The organism is Rhodococcus sp. DMU2021, assembly GCF_019641445.1.
Lineage (GTDB): Bacteria > Actinomycetota > Actinomycetes > Mycobacteriales > Mycobacteriaceae > Rhodococcus > Rhodococcus pyridinivorans.
On the sequence record NZ_JAIFKB010000092.1, the window covers coordinates 1 to 907 of the forward strand.

The 907-nt window shown below is 65.9% G+C and carries 1 protein-coding gene; it reads left to right on the plus strand.

All coding sequences use genetic code 11. From position 1 onward, the window contains the following. Nucleotides 1-885 (plus strand): IS110 family transposase (locus K3M35_RS25775; RefSeq protein ID WP_220667287.1); only part of this gene is annotated, 885 nt, incomplete at its 5' end. Nucleotides 886-907 lie beyond the last annotated feature (22 nt).

A 907-nucleotide genomic window follows, 5' to 3' on the forward strand; every position in this document is an offset into this window, starting at 1 on the left:
ATCGAGTGCACCGGCTCGTACGGGGCTGGGGTCAGTCGTGCGATGCAGGTCGCGGGCATCGCGGTCAGTGAGGTCAACCGCCCCAACCGGTTCGATCGCCGGATTCGCGGCAAGAGCGATCCCTTCGACGCCTATTCGGCCGCTGAGGCGGTGCTGTCGGGTCGAGCCAGCGCCGCACCCAAGGGTGGCGATGGGTTGGTGGAGTCGCTCCGGGTGCTGCGCACCTCGAGGTCGTCTGCACTGACCGCCAGGACAGCGACGATCAACCAGATCAAGGGCATGCTGATCACGGCGCCAGAGGAGCTGCGTTCGCGTTACCGGGGCCTGTCGAACACCAAGTTGATCGCTGCGCTGGCGGCGTCACGACCGACACCTGCGCCGGTGACCGCAGCCGAGGCCACGGCCTACAGCCTGCGGCTGCTGGCGCGGCGCTGGCAAGCACTGACCGAGCAGATCGAGGACTTGTCCGGGCACCTGCAACGGCTACTCGAAGACCATGCCCCGGACCTGATGAGCGTCTTCGGCTGCGGCCGAGACACCGTGGCGCAGCTGCTGATCACCGCCGGCGACAACCCTGACAGGCTACGCTCGGAAGCCGCGTTCGCGGCACTGGCCGGAGCCTGTCCGATACCGGCGTCGTCGGGCAAGACCAACCGTCACCGACTCAACCGCGCAGGCGACCGGCAGGCGAACTCAGCGCTCTACCACATCGTGCTCGTGCGGCTGCGCTACGACCAGCAGACCCGTAACTACGCGACACGACGGATCGCGGAAGGCAAGACGAAGATGGAAATCATCCGCTGCCTGAAACGGTATCTCGTTCGGCAGCTCTATCCACTCATCGTCCAGACGCTGCAGCCTCGACGCCAAACGACCGCCGCTTGACAGCAAGTCAATAGGAGTGTCG